The sequence below is a fragment of the Haloferax sulfurifontis ATCC BAA-897 genome (assembly GCF_000337835.1).
GTDB classification, from domain to species: domain Archaea; phylum Halobacteriota; class Halobacteria; order Halobacteriales; family Haloferacaceae; genus Haloferax; species Haloferax denitrificans.
Genome location: NZ_AOLM01000029.1, coordinates 1 through 24,716, shown reverse-complemented (window position 1 = coordinate 24,716; position 24,716 = coordinate 1). Strand labels below are relative to the sequence as shown.

The following is a 24,716-nucleotide window of genomic DNA, read 5'->3' as shown; positions in this document are numbered from 1 at the left end:
GTTAGCGGGTGCGGGGCTCGTTTTCGGTCCGCCGGTACGACGGCAGTCCGTCGCTGTCATCAGTCGAGTCACGCTGTGCGGCTGCTCGCTGGGCGAGTGCTTGGCCGGCGGCGGCTTTCGGCCCCCAGCGGGCGGCGGTCGTTGCAACGCCAGCGCCGCCGACATACGCGCCGGCTGCGACGCCGCCGACGAGGGCTGCGCCTCGCGTTGCACCGCCGATCACCTTCGCGGTGAGCGGCGTCGCGTACGTGAACGTCTTCCATGTAATGTAGAGAGCAACCAGCGGGAGCGAGGTAGCAACTAAGAACTTCAGGAAGTCGGTCTGTGGGACCATTGTTCCGCCACCGTAGATCAGGTCATAACCCTTGAAAACGACTGCAGCAGGCAAAGGGAGGACAGCGAGAGGGACGAACCTCTTGCAGAAGCCCATTGCAACGTCAGAGACGACAGGCACATTTCCGTATCCGAGTGCGATTGCAACCGGCATCCCGTAGAGATAGACATAGACCAGGATCTTCCGGATGTAGAATAGTGCTTCTAGAGCCCACATAGAGAGCCCACCAATTAGCGCAAACACCAGAGAGAGAGCAGGGTTAGATATCGTTACACCAAGGAAACCTAACATAGCATTCCGAATCGAATCCATAGTTGGGAGTAAGGCGAGAGCAAACCCGTCAATAAGGTAAAGCGAAAGGACACCAACCCAATACCAGACAACAATCAAAGATGCACCAACCCATGCAGTTTTCTTCGTTTTTTTGGCCTCGTAGGCACTACCAACATTGAATATTCGGATAGCGTGCCGTGCTTGAACACAGACGACGAGCAATAACAATGCAATGAGCATTATCTCACCACCAACGAGTGCATCTCGAATAGTCAACCACGGCTCACTGGCTGGTTCTCCAAAAATGAATACACCATCTGTCTCGGGTGTCGGGGTCCCAAACATCTCCTCGGAAAGAGTGTTGTACCCCGTTGACAGGGCGTCCATAAAGAGACCAATAATCCAACCAACAATGTCTTTGAAACCCTCTAATACGACGTCAATGAGATCAACCATCGCTATGCCTCGCTAATCGTAATCTCGCAGTTTTGCATCTCTTCGGCGTCAGTATATGCCACGTTGTACTCTTTTGTGACCTGCCGAGCTGCGACTCGAGTGTCTACGACAACAGTAAACTGGCCACGATTACCATCAGTCGAACAGCCCATCCCATCCTCTCCAATGGCTGAACCGAATGGGAATGAGCTACTGAAAATATCAACTGTTTCTCCTGCAGGGACGACGACGCTACTTTCTTCATAGATTCCGTTCCCACGTGGGTTTTCGATTGGATTAGGAACGTCACCAGCAAAGTGGAGTTCAACGATTGCATTCGGTCCGCTCCCTCTGTTTTTGACCGTGACGAATGCCTCACCGTTCTTTTTTGCATCAGTCGGACTTTCACCGTAGACCTCGTCCCACGGCTTATCCGGTACATTTCGAAACAGCCCAACGTCCTGAATCTCAATCTGAGGGCTAATCTCGAGAGAACCCTCGGCAACAGTTTCGTCACCATCTAGTGCGACGACACGGTACTCACCGGGCTCGTAGGCAGTCCCGATTTCGAACGAAACCTGTCGTGCGCCGGCGGCAAGCCCACGCTTCCCGAACAGTTCCCCATTCGGCTGAATGAGGTTTACCTGTTCGACGGGTGCGTCAGTATCAACCTCAACGACGACGGCTTGGCCCTCGACAGCGATGAGTGAAAGCGGGCCAGCACGCTCGGTCGTCGCCGACGTCTGGTCGGACGTCGTCGGTTCCGAGTTACGGCTACTATCGAGACAGCCGGCAACGCTGGCGAGTGCGGCCCCGCCGAGTGTTCGAAGGACGGTACGTCTACCAATCGGTGAATCGGTTGGAATCATTGGTTTCGGTAGTAGCTCTCTGTCGGTCCAAACATGCGGAGAAGTCGGCGACCGGCGTAGAACGTCACGACGAACGGAATCGCCTGCCAGCCGACCTCGAATACGAACGCAACCCACCCCTCGAGAGTCCCGAGTGGATGCCAGCGAACCGAGGCCGTATCGCCCACATACGCGGGGTCGTGGCCAAGCCACGTGCCGGGGTGGTAGCGGACCGTGTAGATCCCCGGCTCGTCCAGCGTGACGATTGCGACGCCACTCTCGTTGGTCTCAACGCGCTGGTCACCCACGGTGATGTAGCCGCTGTGTGCCGAGCCGCCAATCGGGTACTGTCGGTCACTCCCATTCGATGCGATTGGCGCGCCCGTCTGGTTATCGCGCAACTCGACTTGGAGGGTCGCGTTCGACGTCGTCTGCGAAACGAGCTCGACAGAGAGGTTACTCTCTCGAAGCTGTCGCTCTGACCCGACTTGGGGGTCGACAATTGTGGCATTCACCCCGCGAACGATCCCGCCGACTCGAAGCGCCTCCCGGTCGACGGTCTTCGCACGGATGGCCAGACCATAGGTCGGCGTGTACGACTCGTTGACGACCTCGACAGTCACGTTCTCGCCAATTGTCCGGCGAGGCGACGCCCGGTCAGCCCCCCACGTATCGATGATATCCGGCCCATCGCGAACGGGCTCCGCTCGCGGCCCGATCTGCGAGGGGTACGCGTGAACTCGGACGGGAATCGCATCCGACTGTGCCGTGGTCGTCGACGTGCTGGTGGACGTAACGAGTCTGTCCCAGTTCGTGTCGCGAGCCGTGTAGAACCGCCACACACCACGCACGCGAGCGGACGCATCATCGGTGAGCGTATAGCCCTGCCACGGCCGGGACTGGAAAATCGCGACGCCAGTCTCCCCGTTCGGATACTGCGCGTAGTAGGGGTACGCTGCGAGGTCGTAAATCTCGGCATCGAGTGTATCCGAGACGGTTCGTGTTTCCGTCCGGTAGTTGACTGTCGTCTTAGATTCGCCACCAACCGTTGTCTCGACGGTCTTCTTGAGCCGGACTGAGATGTTCGCTTCGAGCGTGAGGTTCGCGCTCCACGAGTGAGTGGTGTGATACTGTAATTCTGGCGTGTGAGTGCCTGCAGTCGAGGCAACCGGGATACCATCGATTTTCAGACGGGTGTTCTCAATCTCGTGAGAGACAAGCGTCCAATCGACGGTCCGATTGCCCGTTTCGTTCCCGGTTGGAACACGAACACGGTAGTCGACGAGGCCGCGAACCGTCCCATTGGGGGCGATATAGAGCGGCGTCTCACCTGCGTCGAGATGGCCACGCGTCGATGGCGTGACCGCGAAGATTGTCGCGTGCGCATCGTCGATGAACGTCCCATCTTCGAGTGACGCATGGGGCGGGTACGTCGACGTGTCGGGCCCGCCGGCGTCGAGATCCGCGAAGTCGTTGCGCGTCCACGTCGCGGCCGTCCCCGGCGGCCGCGTGAACGTGATGTCAGTTCCGTTGGCGAGTTGGTGGAGTGCCGTTCGCTCGTCGCCGTACTGCTGCTGGTAGTCTTGTTGGCTGACGTAGCGGTCGCTATCACGAGACCAGAGCGTTGCCGACTCGTTTTCCGTGAGGCCGTTTGTCTCAGTCCCTGGTCTCGGGGGCTGTGCCGTGGCGAGGCCGATAATGGAACTCAACACGAGCAGGGCGGCTACCAGTACGGAGGGCACTCGGTGATCCATGGGAGGGCAGAGTCGGCGGTGCGCTTACCAGGGAGCGAGGTTCACGCAGTCACCGAGTGGGAGGCCCATAATCGACGCCACAACGGTGTACAGCGGGCCGAGCACCGCCAAGATGAGGGCGGATTTGAGTGCCGCGCGCTTGTGGACTTTGAGTCGCTTTTTCTGTTCAGGGCTGGCGGTGAAGATCTCAGCGAGGGAGTCGGCCTGCCAGATGACTGCTAACCCAATGAAGCCGAGCGTCGTCGTGATCTGGAAGAAGCCCTCGACCATCCCCGGCAACTTCTCAGCGCTGCAGACCACGCTATCTTGTGCTGCAACTGGCTGGACGGCAACGAGTGCGAACAGGACACCACCGATCGCGACGTGTCGGAGGATGGATCGGGAGGGCTGTCGCTGGCCGGCGGAGCGAGCGTCAGTAGGGGAGTGTGACTCAGACATGAGGTCACTCGGTGTGGTCGTACACGAGCGCTTGGAGGTCGGCGTAGCGACTCGTCATGGTTGCAATCTCATCAAGCGAGTAGCCCAACTCTCGGGCTTCGGAGAGTTGTGCGCGGAGTTCGTGCGGCTCAACGTCGCGAAGTTGCATCTCGTCGCGGAGGGCTTGCCGATAGAGGGCCGATGCGTTGAGATGGTCGTTCCACCTGAGGAACAACTCATCGATGTCTTCGACGGTGACTGAGCGGGAGATCATGTGTTCGGTATCGTTCCGCACCGATTGTCTTGCGGTGCGTACATGTCAACCAGATTTCCGGAATATTATATATTTACTGGCCGATATGAAGTGAGATGGCATGACAATCCCGGTGCTAGAGTACCTGAGGAAGATAGGTACCAGACAATTGCTGTCAATCCATACTGGTTGAGATATTGTCTCGCCGAAACTGAGAACTCACTCTTCAATGGCAAACTTCGAAGGATACTGTTGGTGTCGATACCAACACATATATTATGTTGGCATAAATACCAACACTCGTAGATGCCACCCTCCGATGAAGTCGAAGTTCTGTATCAAGACACCCTGAGTTTGATAACAAAATTATTCATATCCGTATCCTCAGCGTTCCCAAATCGGAGAGGTTCCCAGAGGGTGTCAAATACGGGCTCCACTACGGTCGGAAGGGAGGCGACGATCCTATCGTTCGTTACGACAACCATCACGGTGTACACGAACGACACGAGGGAGATACCGTCGAAGAAATCCCATTCCCAGGGGTAGAAACACTACTTCGACGCTTCCAAGACGAAGTTGAAACACACCGATAAACCAGTAGGGGCCATCTACACCAACCAACAAACCATGACCGAAAACACACTCACCGTCCGCGTCGAATCGAACGACGAGTTCTTCGACCGTGCACTCGAAGCCGCAGCGAAAGCCGACGCTGGTGAACTGACTGATGACCACACTGGCGTCTCACTTCCAGACGAGGCTGCACTTGCACGTGTTCTGAGCGAAAAAAATCTCGAACTTATCCGGACTACTGCCCGCGAAGAACCGAAGAGTCTCCGCGAACTCGCACGACTCGTTGATCGTGACATCAAGAACGTCTCGACCGCGGTCAACGACCTCGCAGAACTCGGACTTGTCGAATTTGAGCAGGATGGCCGATCAAAGCGGCCGGTCGTCTGGTACAGCGACATCCACGTTGAGTACGACCTTGGCGTTGAGGCGGATGATACCGAGGTCGCTGCACAAGGGTGAAGAACGTACTCAACTTTCTACTTCCTTCGTGAAGTGGCTTCATCTCTATCTACAACAGAACAGTATCACATGCGTCTCCACACTCCCCTATGACGAGTGATTCGACGATACTTGGTCGATGTCCTGACTGTGGCGAAGAGACTGAGGCATACCAGTCGATCATCGAGTTTGAGGATAGCGATGGCTCAACTGGCGTGTTCGCAGAGTGCTATTCATGCGACGAAGTTGTCCGCCCAGAGTGGCGAACTGGCGCTACTTGTCCACGAGGAGGTCTATGCTTGCGCCCGAATGTTGGACGATGCGTCGCAGCACGTTGTAACCTAGCGCGAAGCAGGAAGTCGGTGTCATCAATTTAACCAACAAAATTTTTGATTAGCGTCGATTGTTGGTTAACACGAGGCAGCAGCCGATGTCCGACGAACCACCGACGCCGCCGACGAGCCTCCCCACAGAAGTCGTCAACGCCCTCAGCAAGTTGGGGCAGAACCGCCTTCGAGACGTTGCTCACTATGCCGACGAGTTGGCCGAACACAAGGAGCGCGAGGGTCGTCTCGAGGACGAGTCACCGGAAGGGGAACTCGAAGAACGGCCCGAGGACCTTCCAGATGATGTCCCCACGAAGGCGACGATTACGATCAAAGAGATCAATGACAATCGCTACTACTACTGGCAGTGGCGAGAGGGTGACAAAATCAAATCCAAGTATAAAGGGCCAGTCAACCCCGATAAATAGGAAGGGCAACGTCCGTGGCTTGAAAGACACTACAACCCGTGTGAGAGATGAATAATGGAAAGCCTCAATTGCTCATCAAGCGCTCTCGCGCATGAATAGCGTATATTTACACTTTGCACACCGGGGTATGAGCTCCCAGAGTCAACAAGTCAGAACATACACTCGTGACCAGGGGGTATAGTCGGGAGAAGAACGCGGACTACGCGAGGTCTTCCAGTCGGTTATCTTGGTTCGGTACAATACTGGAATCAAGAATTAGTCGATGCTCAAGATAACTCTCTTGTTCCCGTCCACCGCCCGCCGGGCCGATACCATGACCTCAAGAAACACGTGGCCTTCAGCAGTTCAGAGACGCGATGTTCGCTCAGAATCTTCGTGTCGACTGCCTCAGCTGTGTTTTGATAGTCCTGCAGACGTATTGTGTTAGCTGATTGAGGTACCGGTGTTGCCAGTACTGCCAATAACCAGTCCACTATTGCCAGTAAAGCTGGTGCAAACGTGGGGACTTCTGATTGGGGGGTAGATTCGTGGGGGAAGTTCGTTCCCAGAGAACCCCCGTTGCCAGTACTGCCAGTATTCGCCTCGTTTAAATAACACACACACACCACTTTTGCCAGTAAAAGCACTCGAACGAACCTGGGTGTACTCCCGCCAACAGTATCTATACGATAGATTTATATCAATAGTGGTAAAACCAAACCCGTACTGGAAAAGAATTAGTAAAGTACAACTGTATATATAGTTCGATTACCCTGTTAGTCACCTCGTCTTGAACTCCAGTCCTCATCTACGAGGGAATACTGGCAATAGTGGAGAGAGTGTCTTTTATAAACACCCGATATATTGGCGTTACTGGCAACAGGGGTGTGGTTATTGGTCATACTGGCACCCGTGGTTTTATCACATATAGCAACATCGTCCAATCTATGGGCCGGTTCACTCGGGAGTCATTCATTATTCGAGACAACGACGTGTTGCGAGACGACTACCAGCCTGAGACTCTTGAGGAACGAGACGCAGAACTCGACGAATACGCGGCAGCTCTCCGGCCGGTAATCCAAGGATGGCAGCCGAACAACGTGTTTCTGTATGGGGTCACAGGTGTCGGGAAGACTGCGGCCACGCACGACCTACTCAAAGAGCTTCAGGAATCGGCTGACCAGTACGACGACGTTGACGTGAATATTATCGAACTGAACTGTACTGGCTGCAACACGTCGTATCAGGTTGCGGTGAACCTCGTGAACGAAATTCGAAAGCCAAATCACCCACTAACAAATGTGTCGTCTTCACGAGCGCCAATTAGTGAGACTGGCTATCAACAAAAGCGCGTGTTTCGTGAGCTCTATGCTGACCTAGAAGATATCGGAGGGACAGTATTGGTCGTCCTCGACGAGATCGACAATATCGGATCAGATGATGATATTCTGTACGAACTCCCTCGGGCACGCTCACAATTAGACTTGGACGTGAAGTTGGGCGTCATCGGAATTAGTAACGACTTCAAATTTCGCGATAACCTGTCCCCGAAAGTCAAAGATACACTTTGTGAGGAAGAGATCTTGTTTCCGCCGTACGATGCTGGCGAACTCCAAAACATCCTCCGTGAGCGAGCGGAGATTGCGTTGTATGATGATGTGTTGGAAGACGATGTGATTCCGTTGTGTGCCGCGTTTTCAGCACGGGACTCTGGATCGGCCCGGCAGGCACTTCGACTGCTGCGGAAGGCAGTCGATATTGCAGAGTCAGAAGCGCGGGCTGGTGGTGATGCGTTTGTAACAGAGGAACACGTCCGCGAGGGAGAATTCCAGATTCAGCGCCAGCAAGTCGTTGAAGGTATGCACTCGTTGACACAACATGGACAGCATGTGTTATTGACGGTGTGTCAGCTAGCGGCTCGAGGAGAAACGCCCGAACGGACAAAGGCAATCTATCGGCGGTACCAGAAGGTTGCGCGGAAGAATGGGCAAGAGCCGTTGAAGCGTCGGCGCGTACACGACCACTTGTCGGATCTGAACCTCCATGGTGTGTTGCAGTTGGTTGACTCGAGTGGCGGTCGAGGTAACTACAACGAGTACGATTTGGACGTCTCGTTGTCGTCGGCGTTGGACGCGCTGGAGAGTGAGTTTGGTGATCTAGAAGGCATCCGTGAACTCGCGAAAAAGAACGGTACGTTAGACTAGCCACTCTATTCTGGGGTAGACCCCCGTTGCCAGTATTGCCAATACCCTGTCCACTGTTGCCAGTTTCTCCTGTAACTGTTGCCTCTGACAGTTCTATTTGGAATACGAGAAATTTAGAATAGACCGCCGTTGCCAGTAAGTTGGCTGTCGTTGACGTCTCTCGGTTTTACTGGCAATAGTGGTGTGTCTGACGAACTCTATGATAATTGAATGTTATCTAGTTGGTACTGTTTGGTTAAGTCGGCGAGTCTAGTTCTTCCAGGTGGAGTGGTCAGTAAGAATTGATCGACTCTGTTGACACTCTCAGCTGCCGATATCTTGTCGAGGCCGTACTGATACAGAGCACAGAAAAATCAACAGTAAGTAGACATGACCGAACAATATGAACCGCTGCGCCTCCCTTGGAACTGCTTCCGTAGTCGGGTGGAACGCCGGTTAGAATCGGATCTCGACATACTCGCGAGCAACATGCCTGACGAGTATGACGAGTTCGTTGATACTGTTCGCGAGCACTCGCTGCAAACTGGCCGCGAGTGGTGTGGTGGGTTAAAACCCCTGAACGACGAGATGGTTCGACAGGCTGTCACAGCTCGCGCTGCGCCTGAGAGCGGCGTTGATGCTGATGAGGTGGGTGCAGTCCTCGACGCGGTCGTTGAGACGCTTGCACAGTTCAACGCGAAAGACGATGAATCTGCTCAGTAGAGATACTCGCTAAGATTACGACTGTTCTCACTGATAAGACTGTCTGAGGGCTCTTTTTGCAGGTGTTGTCTTAGATTCCCCACTTCGACGGGCCGAGTAGACCGGTGAAATTACCGAACTCTGAACCGGATATTTGACTGACTATAACCTCGGGAGATGAAAGTGTAGATAACACACTAACCACTACGTACAGAGCGTGCACATCTCATCAGAACCAAGAAACCGCTCTTTAGACTTCTACGTGATTCACGATGTCACGGCTGACGACGACCCTCACTGACGCCCTCGGTCTTGACGTTCCCATCGTTCAAGCGCCGGTTGGAAGCGCGACCTGCCCCGCACTGGCAGCCACTGTCGCTGACGCTGGCGCACTCGGGATGCTGGCCGTCACTTGGCGAGACGAGGCGGCGACTCGCGAGGTTATCACCGAAACAAATCATAGAACGGACGGTGTTTTCGGCGTGAACATCGTTGCGGATTCAGACGCAAAAGATGTTCCAACGGAAACCCACGTTGAGGTCTGTCTTGACGAAGGAATCGATATCTTCTCCTTTTCGTTCGGGGACGCCGCGCCCTATATCGAGCAAATTCACTCCCACGACGGCACTATTCTTCAGACGGTGGGGAGTGCGGCGGAGGCGAAAGCCGCCGTTGATGCGGGCGTTGATGTTCTCGTTGCACAGGGGTGGGAAGCGGGTGGTCACGTGCAGAGTACGGTTGCAACACTCCCACTGGTGCCACGCATCGTTGATGCAGTTCCTGACACACCTGTTATTGCTGCTGGCGGAATCGCAGACGGGCGTGGAATTGCCGCCGTACTCACGCTCGGGGCAGCCGGTGCGTGGCTCGGCACGCGATTTCTCGCAACGGAGGAAGCCCACGTCCATCGACGCTATCGACAGCGGGTACTCGGAGCGGATGAAACAGAAACCGTCTATTCGGCTCTCTTCGACGAAGGCTGGCCGGATGTCCCCCATCGAGTCCTTGAAAACACGACTGTCGCAGACTGGAAAGCGGCAGGACAGCCAGAAACCGAGCGCCCGGGTGGGGGTGAGGTTGTCGCAGAAACGGACGATGGCACACCGATACGACGGTACGAGGATTCGCTTGCAGTCCCCGGCATAGATGGGGACGTGGAAGAACTGCCGCTTTATGCAGGACAGAGTGCAGGATTAACCCAAACGGTGCAATCAGCGGATGAACTTGTAAACACCCTCACTGAAGAGACAGTTGAAGCCCTGGAACGAGCCAACTGATAGAGTCGCAGTAGATACTTAAAAGAGGTTCCGGAAGTCGAGACAGAGAAATAAAGCCACGCATCAAATCCGTCCTCTGAGATTGTTGGTGATGTTTCCGCGACAGAAGTTGAGACTGGTCGGCTCAATGCATACGGTTCTCGAACCGCCTCATCGTCAACAGTGATTTCTCCTTCGGCGTTTTCGCAGCTTTCACTCCTAACACTCTTTACAGTGGATGACGTAGGTCCATTCAACGATGTCTATCGACCGAGACACCTTCGAGAACACGAGCGAGGACGAGCTCGAAGAACTCTCTGTACCCGATCAGGTCCTCGGATTTCTCGCCGCTAACGATAATCATGCGTTCAAGGCTCGAGAAATCGCCTCTCAGATCGGCGTTGACGAGGGTGCAGTCAGCACCGCGCTCTCACGGTTAAAGGACCGTAGTTTGGTCGAACATAAGGCGACGTACTGGGCGGTGACTGACGACGCTGAGCGCCTCAACGGATACAGTGGGTACGAACGAGCAACGGCTCTGTTCAACGACCAACTGGGTGCCGAGGACAAGGAATCCTGGCGTGAGCATGCACCGCAGCAATCCCACCCAAGCGTCGAGAACGAACAGTGACCGACGAAGAGACACCGATCTTCGAGCGGGGCGACGTCGTCTACGGTGATGATCCATTCAAAGGCGACAAGGACGCTCGGCCTTGGCTTATCCTCTCGAATCACGAGGGACGGCCGTTTCACGGCGACCAGTATATCGCGCTAACGTTGACATCAAAATCCTGGATGGACGGCCTTATCGACATCCCTGGGGAGAGTTGGCTTCATGGTGGGACGCCTGATGAGAGTCGGATCGTCCCGTGGGGCGTCCAATCAATCGACCACGAGGATATCGACTTCTGGCAGGGCCGTCTGGCGGATGGTATTGTCGATAACGCAATCGCTGCTCTTGTCAACGAACTTCGGTAGCAACTTTCGGGTACTCACACTTCTATGCGTTACAGCTTTTCCAGACCACTGTCTCAATGTATATGGCGAGAAACTTCACTCGTTATGATGGCTGAGTGAGAGCATATAGACAGGAACGGACGATTGAGGGCCAATCTGGATCCACTCTCGATCACTGATGCGACGAGAACCACGCATCATAGGCCTGCTAAACCGGTATAGTCTCAACTTCCACAGTTTCGGCGTTTGGGTTCTGTTGCGTGTCTTATTTTCACGCCAACTGAATTTGATTAGACTCTTACCTTGCGGTTTTCGAATTTAGCACGGTGAGAGAACTCGAAAAGCGTTACTGGGTGGCATAAAATCAGAATCAGCAGACTGCGATAGAGTTTCAACAGATTCACAATACTATAAGGCAGATTCCGTTCTGGGCGGACGAACCCGGGGAAGGCATCATCAACGCTCGCTCCAAGACTGCCGACGAGAAACGCGTCTTCAAGCGAGCGTGGGAATCACGTCCCTGCCTCGTCCCCTCATCAGGGTTCTACGAGTGGAAATCGTCGAACGGCGGGTGGAAACAGTCCTACCGGATTTAGCGAAGACGGTCCTTCCTTCGCGATGTCCGGGCTCTAGGACGTCTGGGAGAGCGACGACGAGACGATCTCCAGATTATCGAGCCGCTTGACCACGAGCAATCGGGTCTCAGCGAGTTCGGTTCGGGATAGCTGACGGCGTCACAGTCACTGCATCGGCGATGCCGCTGTCGAATCGACGAGCGAGTACTCTTGACCCCGACTCGTCCCCTCGGCCTCAAGGAGGTTATACCGGACGTTGGGCTGACTATCTTGGGAGGTTGAACTTCGGGGTTGCACTCTTAGATACGGCAGAACAATCATCAACCCAGAAACATACTCTATGAGCATCATGGACTCTGATGCTGATATCTATGATGTATTCGGAAGCGACGAAAGCTGCAAAGAGAAGCTGCAGCAACTGAGGAATATTGTCGACAGCGGGACGATCGATCGCCCCTTCTACACCAAAATTATCGAACGGTGCGGAGAAAAGGAACCCCAATTGGCATTCGAACGATTGGATGACTTAATCCGGAACCGGAAGATACTGGTGAGGGATTTAGAGTCTGCTCTACGAGCTGCCGGAAAACCCGACCGTGACCTTGCACAACAGTATATGAACAAGTGGCTTGACGAGGAGGAATACTCCACTGGCTATGTTTCCAGCTACATTCCTCACGTCTACTGGAATCACACAGATTTGCTTCAACAAGAACTACAGAAGTGGTACAGTGATTCGCCGCTGGTCTTTGAGAAAGCTGTAGAACGGACTCTCGAGGCATACTACCAGTCAAGGAAAACAGGTGAAGACTTGGACGGACGGGACAGCGAACTTCTATCGACCCTGAAGGATATCGCAGAGAGCGAAGACATTGACCCAAAGCAGGCACTGAAATCTGTCTCAAAGGACAACGACTTGCTTCGGGCTGATAACATTCTCAAGGATCTTCAGAACCTGCCCTCCAATCTCGATTCATACGGTCTTGGAATTGATTACGACCAAGTCCGGAGTAATGCCGATGACTATCCCTTCCTGATCGATGTATTGAGCGAGGACTGGATCGGTGATCTCCAGTCACAGGGAACTCACAGTCTTGCCCGCTTCCTCTCACACGATATCCCCCGGGAAGGTGTATACCGGTTTTCAAGAGCCGACCAAGATTTCGATATCAAGACACGGAACGATCTGGAATCAATCCACTTCTTATCATACTTGGATCACTGCTGTGAGTCGCTCTACGACAACCACGACCCCACAGAATCCCTTGGAGACGATCTTCTCAACCGACAGCAGTACGAGGACACGGTGACTGAGATTCAGACGACGAACGCACTTCGACGAGAGTTCGTTGAGGCTGACGTGGCTATTGAGGAATCAGTTGCTGGAAGAAAGCCGGATCTGAAAGTCGATCTCACCGATGACACTATCTGGGTGGAAATCACCCATACCCGGCGAACCACAGAAGCACGGCTTAGCAGCGTCTTTTCAGCCACCGGAGGAATAGCAAGCAATGTCCGAACGAAGGTAACTGAGAAAACCAGAGGCCAGATAACAGATATCAAAGAGGAGGAACCGGACGACTTGACAATGCTCGTGTTAAAGAACGAGTTTTCAGCTATCGACAATCACCATGTCCGGGAGTATGCTGAAGGCGGCCATATCATGGTTCTCGAGGAAGGGAAGGACAGTCTGACTTTAGTGCGTGGTAAACCGGTCGCTATCCAAGATACAGAACAGTTTAGCGGTAACAACATCGAGAATCTCGATCTCTTGGTCAATTACGAGCTTTCAGGAAGTCTGAACTCGCCGTATATCGAAGGGCAGGTATTCTGCTTCAACCCTGATATAGACGAGAACTTGTTGAAGCGTCTGGGTGAGGCCTTCAATGCTGGAGACAAGGTATTTACTTCTGAGCTTACTACCGGTGACGAAGAATTAGAAGACGGAGAGTAACTGGGTCGCCGCTCAACCGTATCTGGTCAGGATAGTCAGGTTAGTAGCGAGTAACCCGAGGATAATGATTAGTACGTCAACCCACCCAGATCTCTCTGAAGTGAATCGGGCTAATCCGAACCGGGAGTACCAGAACTGGATTGGATACTTGATGAAGAAGATGAAGAAAAGGAAGATCAAGTTGAGAGCGGTAGATCCGAAGACCCAGGTGATCAAGAGCCAGATCAAAGCGTAGCCAAATGCACCTACCGCGAATAGTTTGAGAAGCGGAGGTGAAGCCTTCGAATCAACACGGTGTTCCAGCCATGCCAGTTCTGAAGGGATATTCTCGCTGTTCGAGAAGGTTACAAAGAGACCGGCTTGGTCCAGAAACCAGTCATCTAGGCCATCAGCCAAGCCGAATATTTCTGCTTCTTCTGCACGTTTCGAGGTATTGTGACTTAGGAGAGCGATGTAGAGGCTTGCGTCCTTGGTTACCTTCTCGTGGAAACCGAAGACTCCGAGAACGAACACCGGAATTAGCGGTGAAGCAATTAACACTGGAGAGATCGGCATAGGGAATTGGTCGGAAAGAGCTGCACCTGCCTCCAGGAAGATGTGCACCGTTGCTACGAGGGTGATCGCTTCGATGAACGGCATCGACCATCGAAGCACCGGTCTAGCTGATGCATGCTGGTTTGAGACCGCCATCTTCCTAAGCAAGGTAAGCCCGCTCAAGGAGATTACTAAGGCCTTCAGTAGGGTGTACCCGAAGTCGTTGACGGGAACGCTGAGAACAACTGTGACGACAAGCGCAGTAAAGGCAATCTCGAAGTCCACTTGGTCGCTGCGCTCGCTCCCGAAGATAGTAGCAGGGTCTATTTTCTCCATACTGGCTCGGAGGGTATTTTTGATTCAGTCACGTCTTCCTGTTCTCTTGAATAGAAGAGATGGCGATGAGCAGTATCATCGTGCCTCCGAGGAAAATGTAGGTTCCAGGGTATCTGCCTACTTCAGGCGTGATAATGTGGATGCTAATGAGTCCCCAAGTGATGATGGTTCCCAGCAGTGTTAGGATGAACGGATCGGTGAATCCTGGACCCATATCGAGCTGGGGGTCTACGTCTTCACCCTGTGCAAGCTTCTCTGCTTTTTCCCGCAGTCGTTCTTGGGGATAATCGAAGTAGTACCATTGTACGGCTTCGGAGACGAAAACGAAGCCTCCCAGTACTAAGGGGTAGATCCACCAGAGGTCGAATCCCTTGTATAGTGCGTAGGTGGTGCCAGCCAGTGTGAGGAGAAGTGCGACTCCTATGTCTGTTAGGGTCATCCGGTCGGCTACGCCCTGGGCTATTTCGAGAAGTTCTGGATTGTCCTCTGGCACTTCTTATATACTGTGGACTGCTTGCCGTATGTTGAAGGTTTGGGAAAACAGATACTCTATTCTCCGTTAGAATCTGTTGAGGCAGACGCTCCAGCGCTGGGATTACTTATAGCCGTCTTGCACAACCTCGGAGGATGGAAATGTTGCGTGCCTTCTATTCAAGCACAATAGTGGTGAAATAGGAGTGGTCTATCGATTTCGATTTTATGTCATCCAGAAAACCTTTCGAAGCTTTCTCACCGTGCTAAATTCGAAAACCGCAAGGTAAGAGTCTAATCAAATTCAGTTGGCGTGAAAATAAGACACGCAACAGAACCCAAACTCCGAAACTCTGGGAACTTCTACCCGTGGAATTGGATATAGCGAAATGCAATTCATCGCCAAAGCTCGATAACTGGTCGATATTCTGCTAATCCTCATTGTCTCTGAGGGACAATGAGCTAAACAAAAATTATTCTATACGATCATATTTATTCTAACTCCGAAAATCTTGGTCCTTAGAACGAGCCACCAAGAAGCGACGCTTGTCTCTTTAGTATCGGAAAATTCTCAATCGGTCAGGGTTCGGACTGTGGTCAAACTAGTAGGCTGGCCGGGTCTCGGTGTCTGACTGTCTGTGAGTGCTCCTGTGCTAGTCGAACGTCATCCCGTAGCCCCACTCCTCGAGGCACTCTTCTGCTTCATCGAGGTGTTGCAGTCCAACCTTCATGAGCGCTTCACGGAGGTCAGTGAGTGAGACGTTTTCCTCGAACCGATCCTCGAACTCATGCAGGGCGTCCCGCTCTGCGACTTTTGTCTCCTTCTGCAAGAACAACGGAACCCGATCACGACCGTCTTGGACGCCGTCGCGGCGGAATTTGTATGGAATCTGGATCTGTTGGCGGGTCTGTTGTGTCTCTGTATCGTCAGCTTGTTTCGAATCCGTTTCTTCAGCCTGCTCAGGCTTAGACGTCTCTCCTTGGGGCTCCGTAGCAGTCGCTGATTCAGTTGACGAATCATCCGCGAACGGATCTTCACCAGCTCCTTTCTTCATCCCAGTCATACCGTCACCACCTCGTGGTCGACGTCACCGGGTTCCGGTGGGTTTGGCGCTTCGATACCAACCTGTTCTTCGAGATGCCTCGCGATGCGGTCGAACTGCGCAAGCGTCTCAATTTCGTAGTCACGGCGACGAGACCGGTGTTCACGAACGTATTTGAACGCTGAACACTGTTCCATCCAACAGCCTTCCATCAGGGAGGCACGCTCGCTGATGATCTCTGGGATCGGATAGTCGATTTCAGCTAATACCTGCCGTTGATCACGTGTGTTTTTGAATCCGGTTGGCACGGCGGCAAGCACACCAACGTCAATCTCGAGTTGGTCTTCAAACCCGGCGACGAGGGCTTCAAGTCCCTCAACTGCTGCACGGCCTTTTGCGCTTGGCTCGACAGGGATGACTAGCGACCGCGTCGCATGGATCGCGTTGTAGAGATGTGGGCCTTCAGTTGCCGGTGGGTCGCAGATCAAGACATCGTACTTGTCAGGGACGCCGGCCTCACGGAGCACCCGGAGTAGCTGTGCGTGCATGCCGAATGCTTCCCCCATGGCTTCGGCTTGATCTTTCTCTCGCTGTAGAAAATCAGCCAGATCTGAGAGCATATTGTGTTCCGGAACGATGTCGACACCCTCGACGGTTCGAATGAGGTCTTCAAAGTCGCCGTTGGGGCGTCGAATCATATGCCGGACAATGTTATCGACTGAATCCGTTCGCTGGTCGTCAACACCGAAGAGACGTGAGAGATCGCCGTCTTGCGGGTCAAGCGGAACGACGAGCGGTTTCAACCCTGCCCGAGCGTGCGCAACCGCCAAGTTTGCTGCGGTGGTCGTCTTCCCGACCCCGCCTGCCTCGCTGTAGGTCGAATATGTGAGCATACTGTGTTCATGATGAACCATCACCTTGAATCTTCTGTGCATGCACTCATTGCGTTCAACAGATACATTCATTCATTGAGTTAATCAATGAATGTACACAATGAACAAATAGACTGAACACATTAGATGAACGAACTCAATGATCGCCATGGCTGGGTGAGACTATGCTCATGCATGATTGCAACGGTCTGCGGAGCAACCTAGAGTTTAGTGAACAAAGTTAATGAACACAATTCATGAATGTATTGGGTAAATAGTTATTCTGGCCAAACATCTTTGCTATCGCCCTGCGTGGCTGCTACTGGAGACAATCTGTGTCACACACGTCTCTCACTCCCCTATGACGACTGATTCAACAGTACTTGGTCGGTGTCCTGATTGCGGCGAAGAGATTGAGGCATATCAGTCGCTCATTGAGTTTGAGGACGCCGATGGGACAACTGGCGTGTTTGCAGAGTGCTATTCATGCGATGACGTTGTGCGTCCAGAGTGACAAACTGCGCTACGTGTCCACGAGGTAGTCTGCACTGTACTCCTGTTTGAACTCGTATTCTGACGGGAAAATCGGATCTGTTGTCGCCCAGATATCGTTGATTCGTTTCTCTATCGTCTCAAGAACCATCCGAAGCACGTCATTCGGATCTTCTGGGTAGACTGCATCGACCGCACTCTCTTCTCGCGGCTGGGGTGGTACGTGGTAGTGGTCGCGTGTGTTGTGTGTATTCGGGTGGCGGTCCCATCGACACGACCAGCGCTCACCAGCCCATTCCTCAAAATACTGGATATTGAACTCACCATTCAGTCGAAGACGGATTTCGAGAGTAGCAGTATCCACGACGTCGGGATAGTAACTCGACTGGAGAGTGGCAACAACACGGTCTTCCTTTCCAGACGGGAAGTACTGGACGGTCTCGGTTACCGAGAGATCTGCGAGTCGACCACCGAGAATTCGCATCCGTTCTTCGTTGAGGTCATCTGTGCGTCCCATCGAGGTTAGGGAAACGAGGAGGCAGGACTTCCACTGACATTTGATTCGAGACGGAATTTGGCTTCTCGGAGTTCACGAAGGCGGCGAGTGACAGTTCGCCATTCACTCAGTCTATCGTACGCCTCATCGAGATCGTCGTACGTCGTCTCGGAAAGGACAACTGCCTCAGGCGAGGATTCCTCAAAGTAACTCGAGAGCTCCTGTTCTCGGGCTCGGTACTCGTCGATTGCTTCCTCAGCCGCTTCTGGTGTATTGAGCTCCCGGGTCAGTTCCGTGATACGACGGAACTCAAAGTAGGCCTCATTGCGAACGAAGAGCGCAGGATTGTCGGCGACTTTTTCGAGCACTCCGACGTCAACGAACCACTCGAGATGAGGACGTGCGCCTTCTTTTGTACAGTCAGCACGTTCTGCGACATCTGCAACAGTGGTCGTCGACGTGAGCGTCGTTACTGCTTCATACACACGATCTTTGACCGTCCGGCTCTCGACTGCTTTGTCCCACTCTCCGGCCAGATTCATGTCCGGCGGAGACGGCGTATCCTCAGTCATTGTCCTAGAGAAGGATTGCGCTCATATTAGTTTGTGGGTGCTAAGATATGTTTGCAATTTCGATAACACCTTCTAGGGTATGATACTTTGTATGATAATCCTGGTTTGGCGCTTTGACCCGTGGATGGTGAGCTGAAAAGAGGGTGTGTGGGTTTGTTCTGAGTCTTGGATACGATTCGCGGCACTGACTTAACCAACAAAACTTTTGATTAGCGACTTGTGTTGGTTAACACGAGGCAGCAGCCGATGTCCTACGAACCACCAACGCCGCCGAACCTCCCCACGGAAGTCGTCAACGCTCTCAATGAGTTGGGGCCGACCCGCCTTCGAGACGTTGTCCACTATGCCGAAGCACTGGCCGAACACAAGGAGCGCGAGGCTCGTCTCGAGGACGAGTCACCGGAAGGCGAGCTCGAAGAACGGTCGGACGACCTTCCAGACGATGTCCCCACGAAGGCGACGATCACTGTCAAAGAGATCAACGACAACCGATACTACTACTGGCATGGAGAGAGGGGGACAAAATCAAGTCGAAGTATAAAGGCCCAGTCAATCAGGACGGGTGAACAAGAGACACGCTCAAGTACGGTTCAGTACCCCGTGTGCAAGATGAATAATTGGGGAAGAGAAGATTACTCATGAAGGGCTCTTGCGTAGGAGTAGTGCGTATTTACACTTCGCACACTGGGTGTGTGTTGTCATAGTAGACGAGTCAGGACTTTCACTCGTGACTGGGGGTGTGCGTTCGGGTAACTCCTCGAATCATACAGACGGAATAATCCGTGCTAGAAAAATTGATTGCCGAGAATCACGTGGTGTGGGTATGAAACACCCACGCTCTGAGCTCCGTGCTGATGCCGAAGAGCGAACTGAAGCACCAGACTTCGATGCTTTGACCCCTCCAGAGGAACTTGTTCGTGGGGACCGAACGCGAGACGATAGGGCTTGACCCCGAAACACTCGCCTTGCTCATCTGTAAACTTAGGTTCGCACAGAGTACAGTTTTTGTACGCTCGCTTGACAAAGACCGACAGAAAAACTATCTTTGCGACAAATCAGCGGGTTCTACCGAGGAAACCGAGGCGTTGGGTCAGCGGTATAGTAGTCACTGGCTCTGTTGAGATACTATTATTTCTACAACTTTTTCGCAGGAATATCTGTTAGGTAGGTGTGCAAGTGGATTAGCTTAGACGTCAAATCCGTTTCGCCTGAGTGCCTCTGCCAGCTCCCCGTCAGGGTCAGCCGCAAACTCAACCAACGATGATTCAGGCCTTGTTGTCGTATATAAATCAGAGTCAATATTGTCAGGGATTTCGTTCGTGTGCGTCTTATCTACAACTGCAACTGATATTTTTGGTCTCGTGTCCGCGTCTTTTGACCCGCTCATTAATTGATGGTACGGGAAAACGATGTTTGGCTTTTACCATTCGAGTATCAAATTTTCTCTTGGAGGACGAGTGAGCCGTCCTCACCGTATCTTACGAGCCCGATCTGTTGGAGCCATTTAATACCAGACGTGGCTGTCTCCTCACCAACCCTCGATTCAACTGTCCGTTCGGGAACTCCTTCGTACAGGTCGTCATCGTATTCGGTTTCCGAAAGTAGTCGAATACACTGAGCGACCCGTTCACCGTCGACGGTTCGCGAGTGCAAACGTTCGATTTCATCTTGGATGTCGAATGAGTACCCTTGCTCTTTGAGACGGGCAAGTTTGTGTTTCATCGCACCGACAAACTCGTCTCGACCAATAAGCGACAACTGGGTGTGCACCTCTTGGACGATTAACTCCTCATCGATTCCTGCTTGTGCGAGTACAACCATGTCGTCGACGTCATCGTCTCTATTCGCGACCGATTTGAAGAGGAAGATATCGTCGAGTGACACCATCCGGACAGTCAACGGTCCGTCTTCGAAGAGGTGCTGGCTTCGGGCCTCCATATCGTCACTCAGCATGAGTACGCCGGCGACTTGTCTGTGGAAGACGTCGAATCGACGCTTACCGTTCTCGAGGATGAACGCCGCATCAAGTTCGTCATACTCTTGTTCGAGATCTTCTGGCGGCTCATATCCTGCCGTGGTGAGTGCTGCCCAAAGCTGCTTGAGTTCGTACTCTTCTCTGACGATGAGGTCGATGTCTTTTGTCGCGTTCTTGAGCTCTTGGAGCGTAAGAGCACCTCCTCCAATGAGGTACACCGTGATCGGCTCGTTGATCAGGTTCGCGAGTTCGTGAAACTGTTCTCGGATCGCCGTGTATTCCAACGTCGATTCGCGGGTCATATCTCTACCTCGTAGTCACGAGCGAGCGATTCCATTTCGGACCAGGGTGGAGTTTGCGCTGAGGACTGTTCGCCTTCTGTTCGTAGGTACGTCAAGAGAGGTGAGATGATGTCTTCGACTCCGTAGGATGTTGCGACTTCGCGAACGTCTTCGTGGGATGTGTTGGTCGCGGTAATGAGAAGCATAGCGTACTTTCGGTGGCGAGCGTCGTTCTCGATGAGGAGTAGGTGACAGACCAAGTCGGCCGGTGAGAGTGACTCTCGACTTTCTGAGTAGAAGTAATAGTTCCCCGAGCGCGTGAAGAACTGCAGACCGTATTCGTTGTATGCATCGAGTCCTGTCAGCAGGTACTGACTGTCGTCAACTACCTCGTCTGTTCGCACAATGAACTCGTCATAAGATTCCCACAGAAGTGTTCCACTCCCGATGTCGGTCTGGACTTGCATACGGTGGTGTTGGTGCCGGAGTTCCACAGCGAATTTGTGAAGTCCTGAGAACTGTTCGGTGAGGCGGTATCTCGTTCCTTGCTTAACAGCTATTGCCCGGTTTGTGAGCGTCTTGAGCGTCCGATAGACAGTTGCTCGTGACACATCGGTTCGTTGGGCAAGCTCGGCTGCCGACACCGGTTCATCGGCGTGGAGGTAATAGAGGACGCGAAGCATCGACGACGTCAGCAATTCCGGGAAGTCAACGTGGGGATTGGTTGCCGTGAGGTCCTGGTACACCTCGAGGCACTTCGCAGATGTAGGGTGTATTATCGTCTCGTTGCCTACCCGTTCGCGGGTGACCAATCCCAATTTTTCGAGATGGACCACAGCGTTCGTGATGGTTCCTGGCTCATACCCCAGTTCAGCGGCAAGTGCTCGGCGCTTTTTAGGGGAATCAAGTGTCGCCATGATTCGCAACTCATTCTCCTCTAGCATGGTGTCTCAAATTGGATGTACTTGTAATAAAGCACTACATCGGATATGAGACTTTTGGTGATGATTGTTGAGTAATTCGATTGTTCTCTGCCGTAGAGAGCACACTGTATTCAAGGACAATATTGTGGCTCTGAAATTGCGTCCGACAAAGACGTTGACTGTGTCCAGATAGCCTCGCTTAGGTGGAAAAGTGCTAGTACAACGTGATTATTGTAATAGCCGGCACTCACAGTTGGATATTAGCCCGTACGAGAGGATGTTTCAGGACTGTTCGCACTCTTTGAACTCTAAGCGACAGGGCTTGTCGAACGAGATCTAAGAGAACGGTCTAATTGCTCGTTATCCTCAGAAAAACACAGACGAATATCGGTCGAGATGGTCACTATACTGCACACCCATTATGTTATTACTTTGACTGACTCTCGTCTAGACTGATGAAAGTATTTGAAGTGCCTTTGCACCTCCTGTACGAGAGAACCAATGGTTCTCAGAGTCTGACGCCGGATGATTTGGCACTTACACATCATATACTGACACCGTTATCTAAAGACCAATTATTGAGTGAAGTTGATGTTGATAACCCACTTGAGGTTCTCAGAGATAATCCCGCTGAACAGCCACAATTCTACTTGGGTCAACTATGTGGCTACGATGAAAATGAGTCCCCTTCGGTAGATACTCCATCGGCACAACTACCACTCAATTGTGATGTTGCGGTTACTCAGGCTGTAGACGGACGGTTGGGACAAGCGCGTGAATTGCTAGAATACCTGATTCAGCGAGACGCAGAGGTGGATTCTCTCGACACTGCACTAATTGAGCGATACGAACAAAGACAAAGCGAGTTCACGTCTGAAGAACGTGACATCACAGTCCGTGCAGCCTCTGGGACCACTGCTGAGGAGGACGCACTGGCTGGGGGGTTGCTTAGATGGTTAGAGACGCAGGAGAATGACTTTGTGTTTGCTCAACAGGAGGTTCCAGTTGGAATACAGCGCTCTGCGGCGACTTTAGATAGGGTGATTACTACCGATCGAACGGTTTCGGAAGTACTCGGGCCAAGCGGACGCAGAAAACTTCCCAAGGGGTTCTGGACGGAAGCAGAAATCACACAGAGATCCGGCTCTGGGACTTCCTCTGGTGCTGCTCGCGTTGACCTTGTTATCGTTGGGCCAAAAACAGTCTATGTAATCGAGTTAAAAACCGAGAGTCAACCTATTCGGTCTGTTTCTGATGTCTATCAGTATCTCGGCCAATCCCTATTTTACTCAGACTGTTTTACTGAGGACTATCCATCAATCGCAGCTGAACAAAGAGTAATCCCTGTATTAGCCGCTGAAAGTATTAGGACCGAAGATGAGATGATGAAGCCGAGCTTCGAGAAGCACGGTGTTGCGCTGTTAGATGTCTTCAAAGAGAAGTGGGTTGTACATCCCCACGACGTTGTGTGAACATCAATTCCGAAGCAGTGACAGTGACGTCATCTATACGAAAATAATTTTGATTTGTCACCAGAACATTGCGCATGGATTCTAATCGGGCCTGTGGCGTGCTGTTGGGACTCGCGTGTGGGGACGCACTTGGTCGGCCAGTCGAGTTCACGTCTGCAGAAGCGATTGCTGCTGAACACGGACGCCTTACCGGCATGGTTGGGTACGGAACCTGGAATCAACCAGCCGGGACAATTACTGATGATACTGAACAGGCACTGTGTATCGCTCGAAGCCTTGCAGAAAATGACGAGTTCTCTCCAGAAGATATCGCCGATCGGTTCGTAGCGTGGTACGACAGCGAACCATTCGACATTGGCCGGATGACACTTCGGGCACTAAGTCGACTCAAACACGGTGCAGCATGGAAAGAGGCTGGGCAGGCAGTCTGGGAGAAAAGCCCGGAAGGGCAAAATGCTGGGAACGGCAGCGTGATGCGATGTCCACCACTGGCGATTCCGTATGCGACTGATTGGGACACTCTCGTAGATGTGAGCCGACAATCCTCCCAAATCACACACGCTGATCCCCGATGTACGTGGGGATGTGCCGTGTTGAACCTCACAATCGCTGGTCTCCTTGAGGACGCTGACACACCGCTTCGTGACGCACTTGACTTCGTTGGTAGTGATGCTCCCGTGGCGCTTACTGATGCGCTTGAACCGATTGCTTGTGGAGAGTCTCCGGACGCGCTGAAAACCTCTGGATACGTCGTGTCCTCGCTGCAGACTGCACTTCACGACGCACTTGGTGCAGCGACGCTTGAGGACGCGATTGTAACCGCGGTCAACCGCGGTGGTGATGCAGACACGATCGGTGCTATCGCTGGGGCAGTCGCTGGTGCTCGATTTGGTCAGTCACAGCTACCTCGACGATGGACGGCGGCCATTAATGAGACAGCAGAACTCACAACCCTCGCGAACCAGTTGCTTAGCCACGACTGAGAGAAGTTACACTCAGCAGGGGCTGCAGGTGCATAATTAGAGTAGAACGCTAGCAAATTACAAATTCACTTTGATGGGTATCCCAATTTAGTGGTTGCGACCGAGCCAATCGGTGCCGTCGAGTCGGAGATCTTTGAGGTTCAACCCCTTCTGGGCTTCTACCGTATCGCGGTCCACCCGCCCATCTGAATCACTGACGCGATAGCCTCGTTTCAATCCCGTTCTGGGTTTCTACCGCATCGCGACTTGGGCGTGACGCCCAGCTCGTCGGCGACGTTGTTTCAATCCCGTTCTGGGTTTCTACCGCATCGCGACGCGATGCCGAGCCACCGTCAACGCCAACCCGTGCATGTTTCAATCCCGTTCTGGGTTTCTACCGCATCGCGACCTATGCGGTGGTGTAGAGAGCAACAGCGCGTAGAGTTTCAATCCCGTTCTGGGTTTCTACCGCATCGCGACGCCCTTGCTCTTCGACCGTGATTGACCGTTCGAGGTGTTTCAATCCCGTTCTGGGTTTCTACCGCATCGCGACACGCGAACGGCGTCCTCCCCGGTCCGGAGGCCTATCGTTCAATCCCGTT

General features: G+C 52.9%; 27 protein-coding genes, 3 pseudogenes and 1 CRISPR repeat array. Of the genes and pseudogenes, 16 read left to right on the top strand and 14 right to left on the bottom strand.

Features of this window, described 5'->3' with window-relative positions; all coding sequences use genetic code 11:
* Position 1 precedes the first annotated feature (1 nt).
* From C441_RS18400 to C441_RS18380, 5 genes are read right to left on the bottom strand one after another with little or no spacing between them, the layout of a single operon-like run.
* Positions 2–1,063 (bottom strand): hypothetical protein, encoded by a 1,062-nt coding sequence (locus C441_RS18400; RefSeq protein ID WP_007276467.1) that lies wholly within the window; start codon positions 1,061–1,063, stop codon positions 2–4.
* A gap of 2 nt (positions 1,064–1,065) precedes the next feature.
* Complete coding sequence (locus C441_RS19365; RefSeq protein WP_007276466.1) at positions 1,066–1,911, bottom strand: hypothetical protein; 846 nt, start codon at positions 1,909–1,911, stop codon at positions 1,066–1,068.
* A complete protein-coding gene (locus tag C441_RS18390; RefSeq protein ID WP_007276465.1) occupies positions 1,908–3,644 on the bottom strand; it encodes a hypothetical protein in 1,737 nt (578 codons plus the stop codon). Before C441_RS18390 ends, C441_RS19365 begins: the two co-directional genes overlap by 4 nt.
* Positions 3,645–3,668: 24 nt before the next feature.
* Positions 3,669–4,082, bottom strand: a complete 414-nt coding sequence (locus tag C441_RS18385) for a hypothetical protein (protein ID WP_007276464.1) — start codon at positions 4,080–4,082, stop codon at positions 3,669–3,671.
* A 4-nt stretch (positions 4,083–4,086) separates the two neighbouring features.
* A complete protein-coding gene (locus tag C441_RS18380; protein WP_004967632.1) occupies positions 4,087–4,335 on the bottom strand; it encodes a hypothetical protein in 249 nt (82 codons plus the stop codon).
* Between the two features lie 344 nt (positions 4,336–4,679).
* Between C441_RS18380 and C441_RS20410 the strand changes: the two genes are divergently transcribed.
* The 11 genes and pseudogenes from C441_RS20410 to C441_RS18340 all read left to right on the top strand — a co-directional run bounded on the left by C441_RS20410 (position 4,680) and on the right by C441_RS18340 (position 13,685).
* Positions 4,680–4,907: a toxin-antitoxin system TumE family protein gene (locus C441_RS20410; RefSeq protein ID WP_338041849.1), complete on the top strand. Its 228-nt coding sequence runs from the start codon at positions 4,680–4,682 to the stop codon at positions 4,905–4,907.
* Between the two features lie 34 nt (positions 4,908–4,941).
* Positions 4,942–5,346, top strand: a complete 405-nt coding sequence (locus C441_RS18375) for an HVO_A0114 family putative DNA-binding protein (RefSeq protein ID WP_007276463.1) — start codon at positions 4,942–4,944, stop codon at positions 5,344–5,346.
* 89 nt (positions 5,347–5,435) lie between these two features.
* Positions 5,436–5,702, top strand: a complete 267-nt coding sequence (locus tag C441_RS20775; RefSeq protein WP_083874960.1) for a DUF7837 family putative zinc-binding protein — start codon at positions 5,436–5,438, stop codon at positions 5,700–5,702.
* A 53-nt stretch (positions 5,703–5,755) separates the two neighbouring features.
* Entirely contained in the window at positions 5,756–6,079 is a 324-nt protein-coding gene (locus C441_RS18370; RefSeq protein ID WP_007276462.1) for a hypothetical protein, read from the top strand.
* A 926-nt stretch (positions 6,080–7,005) separates the two neighbouring features.
* On the top strand, positions 7,006–8,262 hold the full coding sequence (locus tag C441_RS18365) for a Cdc6/Cdc18 family protein (protein WP_007276461.1): 1,257 nt from the start codon (positions 7,006–7,008) through the stop codon (positions 8,260–8,262).
* Between the two features lie 468 nt (positions 8,263–8,730).
* Complete coding sequence (locus C441_RS18360; RefSeq protein ID WP_007276460.1) at positions 8,731–8,964, top strand: hypothetical protein; 234 nt, start codon at positions 8,731–8,733, stop codon at positions 8,962–8,964.
* A 251-nt stretch (positions 8,965–9,215) separates the two neighbouring features.
* Positions 9,216–10,220 (top strand): NAD(P)H-dependent flavin oxidoreductase, encoded by a 1,005-nt coding sequence (locus tag C441_RS19350; protein ID WP_007276459.1) that lies wholly within the window; start codon positions 9,216–9,218, stop codon positions 10,218–10,220.
* A 238-nt stretch (positions 10,221–10,458) separates the two neighbouring features.
* Complete coding sequence (locus C441_RS18350; RefSeq protein WP_007276458.1) at positions 10,459–10,830, top strand: MarR family transcriptional regulator; 372 nt, start codon at positions 10,459–10,461, stop codon at positions 10,828–10,830.
* Positions 10,827–11,177 carry a type II toxin-antitoxin system PemK/MazF family toxin gene (locus C441_RS18345; RefSeq protein ID WP_007276457.1) on the top strand — a complete coding sequence of 117 codons (351 nt, stop codon included), beginning with the start codon at positions 10,827–10,829 and terminating at the stop codon, positions 11,175–11,177. Before C441_RS18350 ends, C441_RS18345 begins: the two co-directional genes overlap by 4 nt.
* A 398-nt stretch (positions 11,178–11,575) precedes the next feature.
* Positions 11,576–11,879 (top strand): annotated as a pseudogene (locus tag C441_RS19345) (SOS response-associated peptidase family protein); the annotation flags it as partial.
* Positions 11,880–12,071: 192 nt separating this feature from the next.
* The gene (locus tag C441_RS18340; RefSeq protein WP_007276456.1) at positions 12,072–13,685 is read left to right on the top strand and encodes a hypothetical protein; all 1,614 of its coding nucleotides are present in this window, start codon (positions 12,072–12,074) and stop codon (positions 13,683–13,685) included.
* A gap of 12 nt (positions 13,686–13,697) precedes the next feature.
* On the opposite strand, the gene C441_RS18335 is transcribed toward C441_RS18340, so the two are convergent.
* The 4 genes from C441_RS18335 to C441_RS18320 all read right to left on the bottom strand — a co-directional run bounded on the left by C441_RS18335 (position 13,698) and on the right by C441_RS18320 (position 16,962).
* Positions 13,698–14,555, bottom strand: a complete 858-nt coding sequence (locus C441_RS18335; protein WP_007276455.1) for a hypothetical protein — start codon at positions 14,553–14,555, stop codon at positions 13,698–13,700.
* Positions 14,556–14,583: 28 nt separating this feature from the next.
* Positions 14,584–15,048: a hypothetical protein gene (locus tag C441_RS18330; protein WP_152420747.1), complete on the bottom strand. Its 465-nt coding sequence runs from the start codon at positions 15,046–15,048 to the stop codon at positions 14,584–14,586.
* Between the two features lie 631 nt (positions 15,049–15,679).
* Complete coding sequence (locus C441_RS18325; RefSeq protein WP_007276453.1) at positions 15,680–16,090, bottom strand: hypothetical protein; 411 nt, start codon at positions 16,088–16,090, stop codon at positions 15,680–15,682.
* Positions 16,087–16,962, bottom strand: a complete 876-nt coding sequence (locus C441_RS18320) for a ParA family protein (RefSeq protein WP_007276452.1) — start codon at positions 16,960–16,962, stop codon at positions 16,087–16,089. The genes C441_RS18325 and C441_RS18320 overlap by 4 nt, the downstream gene beginning before the upstream one ends.
* Positions 16,963–17,302: 340 nt before the next feature.
* Here C441_RS18320 and C441_RS20770 point away from each other — a divergent pair, with 340 nt between their 5' ends.
* Positions 17,303–17,455, top strand: coding sequence for a DUF7837 family putative zinc-binding protein (locus C441_RS20770; protein WP_007276451.1), 153 nt, complete (start codon positions 17,303–17,305; stop codon positions 17,453–17,455).
* A 9-nt stretch (positions 17,456–17,464) separates the two neighbouring features.
* Here C441_RS20770 and C441_RS18315 read toward each other — a convergent pair whose 3' ends face one another.
* Together C441_RS18315 and C441_RS19335 are read right to left on the bottom strand one after the other, a co-directional pair.
* Entirely contained in the window at positions 17,465–17,950 is a 486-nt protein-coding gene (locus C441_RS18315) for a hypothetical protein (RefSeq protein WP_049920702.1), read from the bottom strand.
* Positions 17,951–17,955: 5 nt separating this feature from the next.
* Positions 17,956–18,501, bottom strand: coding sequence for a DUF7342 family protein (locus C441_RS19335; protein WP_239640861.1), 546 nt, complete (start codon positions 18,499–18,501; stop codon positions 17,956–17,958).
* Between the two features lie 246 nt (positions 18,502–18,747).
* Here C441_RS19335 and C441_RS19330 point away from each other — a divergent pair.
* Both C441_RS19330 and C441_RS20765 read left to right on the top strand, forming a co-directional pair.
* Positions 18,748–19,067 (top strand): annotated as a pseudogene (locus tag C441_RS19330) (hypothetical protein).
* A 257-nt stretch (positions 19,068–19,324) separates the two neighbouring features.
* A pseudogene (locus tag C441_RS20765) lies at positions 19,325–19,441 on the top strand (DUF7342 family protein); the annotation flags it as partial.
* A 246-nt stretch (positions 19,442–19,687) separates the two neighbouring features.
* Here the strand turns inward: C441_RS20765 and C441_RS19325 are convergent.
* Genes C441_RS19325 through C441_RS18305 form a run of 3 tightly spaced genes read right to left on the bottom strand, consistent with a single transcriptional unit; the run spans position 19,688 to position 21,701 of the window.
* Complete coding sequence (locus C441_RS19325; protein WP_007276449.1) at positions 19,688–19,888, bottom strand: hypothetical protein; 201 nt, start codon at positions 19,886–19,888, stop codon at positions 19,688–19,690.
* A 47-nt stretch (positions 19,889–19,935) separates the two neighbouring features.
* On the bottom strand, positions 19,936–20,778 hold the full coding sequence (locus C441_RS18310) for a DUF6036 family nucleotidyltransferase (protein ID WP_007276448.1): 843 nt from the start codon (positions 20,776–20,778) through the stop codon (positions 19,936–19,938).
* Positions 20,775–21,701 (bottom strand): MarR family transcriptional regulator, encoded by a 927-nt coding sequence (locus tag C441_RS18305; RefSeq protein WP_007276447.1) that lies wholly within the window; start codon positions 21,699–21,701, stop codon positions 20,775–20,777. Before C441_RS18305 ends, C441_RS18310 begins: the two co-directional genes overlap by 4 nt.
* 434 nt (positions 21,702–22,135) lie before the next feature.
* Between C441_RS18305 and C441_RS19630 the strand changes: the two genes are divergently transcribed.
* Together C441_RS19630 and C441_RS19320 are read left to right on the top strand one after the other, a co-directional pair.
* Positions 22,136–23,152: a hypothetical protein gene (locus C441_RS19630; RefSeq protein ID WP_152420746.1), complete on the top strand. Its 1,017-nt coding sequence runs from the start codon at positions 22,136–22,138 to the stop codon at positions 23,150–23,152.
* Between the two features lie 74 nt (positions 23,153–23,226).
* Positions 23,227–24,135: an ADP-ribosylglycohydrolase family protein gene (locus tag C441_RS19320; RefSeq protein WP_007276446.1), complete on the top strand. Its 909-nt coding sequence runs from the start codon at positions 23,227–23,229 to the stop codon at positions 24,133–24,135.
* A gap of 209 nt (positions 24,136–24,344) precedes the next feature.
* Positions 24,345–24,667: a CRISPR direct-repeat array (repeat unit 37 nt; unit sequence GTTTCAATCCCGTTCTGGGTTTCTACCGCATCGCGAC).
* Positions 24,668–24,716 lie beyond the last annotated feature (49 nt).

Bases quoted from the DNA above. Each gene is read 5' to 3' on its own strand.
- C441_RS18400 (WP_007276467.1), bottom strand. From the start codon at position 1,063: ATGGTTGATCTCATTGACGTCGTATTAGAGGGTTTCAAAGACATTGTT.
- C441_RS19365 (WP_007276466.1), bottom strand. From the start codon at position 1,911: ATGATTCCAACCGATTCACCGATTGGTAGACGTACCGTCCTTCGAACA.
- C441_RS18390 (WP_007276465.1), bottom strand. From the start codon at position 3,644: ATGGATCACCGAGTGCCCTCCGTACTGGTAGCCGCCCTGCTCGTGTTG.
- C441_RS18385 (WP_007276464.1), bottom strand. From the start codon at position 4,082: ATGTCTGAGTCACACTCCCCTACTGACGCTCGCTCCGCCGGCCAGCGA.
- C441_RS18380 (WP_004967632.1), bottom strand. From the start codon at position 4,335: ATGATCTCCCGCTCAGTCACCGTCGAAGACATCGATGAGTTGTTCCTC.
- C441_RS18375 (WP_007276463.1), top strand. From the start codon at position 4,942: ATGACCGAAAACACACTCACCGTCCGCGTCGAATCGAACGACGAGTTC.
- C441_RS20775 (WP_083874960.1), top strand. From the start codon at position 5,436: ATGACGAGTGATTCGACGATACTTGGTCGATGTCCTGACTGTGGCGAA.
- C441_RS18370 (WP_007276462.1), top strand. From the start codon at position 5,756: ATGTCCGACGAACCACCGACGCCGCCGACGAGCCTCCCCACAGAAGTC.
- C441_RS18365 (WP_007276461.1), top strand. From the start codon at position 7,006: ATGGGCCGGTTCACTCGGGAGTCATTCATTATTCGAGACAACGACGTG.
- C441_RS18360 (WP_007276460.1), top strand. From the start codon at position 8,731: ATGCCTGACGAGTATGACGAGTTCGTTGATACTGTTCGCGAGCACTCG.
- C441_RS19350 (WP_007276459.1), top strand. From the start codon at position 9,216: ATGTCACGGCTGACGACGACCCTCACTGACGCCCTCGGTCTTGACGTT.
- C441_RS18350 (WP_007276458.1), top strand. From the start codon at position 10,459: ATGTCTATCGACCGAGACACCTTCGAGAACACGAGCGAGGACGAGCTC.
- C441_RS18340 (WP_007276456.1), top strand. From the start codon at position 12,072: ATGAGCATCATGGACTCTGATGCTGATATCTATGATGTATTCGGAAGC.
- C441_RS18335 (WP_007276455.1), bottom strand. From the start codon at position 14,555: ATGGAGAAAATAGACCCTGCTACTATCTTCGGGAGCGAGCGCAGCGAC.
- C441_RS18325 (WP_007276453.1), bottom strand. From the start codon at position 16,090: ATGACTGGGATGAAGAAAGGAGCTGGTGAAGATCCGTTCGCGGATGAT.
- C441_RS18320 (WP_007276452.1), bottom strand. From the start codon at position 16,962: ATGCTCACATATTCGACCTACAGCGAGGCAGGCGGGGTCGGGAAGACG.
- C441_RS20770 (WP_007276451.1), top strand. From the start codon at position 17,303: ATGACGACTGATTCAACAGTACTTGGTCGGTGTCCTGATTGCGGCGAA.
- C441_RS18315 (WP_049920702.1), bottom strand. From the start codon at position 17,950: ATGGGACGCACAGATGACCTCAACGAAGAACGGATGCGAATTCTCGGT.
- C441_RS19335 (WP_239640861.1), bottom strand. From the start codon at position 18,501: ATGACTGAGGATACGCCGTCTCCGCCGGACATGAATCTGGCCGGAGAG.
- C441_RS19325 (WP_007276449.1), bottom strand. From the start codon at position 19,888: ATGAGCGGGTCAAAAGACGCGGACACGAGACCAAAAATATCAGTTGCA.
- C441_RS18310 (WP_007276448.1), bottom strand. From the start codon at position 20,778: ATGACCCGCGAATCGACGTTGGAATACACGGCGATCCGAGAACAGTTT.
- C441_RS18305 (WP_007276447.1), bottom strand. From the start codon at position 21,701: ATGCTAGAGGAGAATGAGTTGCGAATCATGGCGACACTTGATTCCCCT.
- C441_RS19630 (WP_152420746.1), top strand. From the start codon at position 22,136: ATGAAAGTATTTGAAGTGCCTTTGCACCTCCTGTACGAGAGAACCAAT.
- C441_RS19320 (WP_007276446.1), top strand. From the start codon at position 23,227: ATGGATTCTAATCGGGCCTGTGGCGTGCTGTTGGGACTCGCGTGTGGG.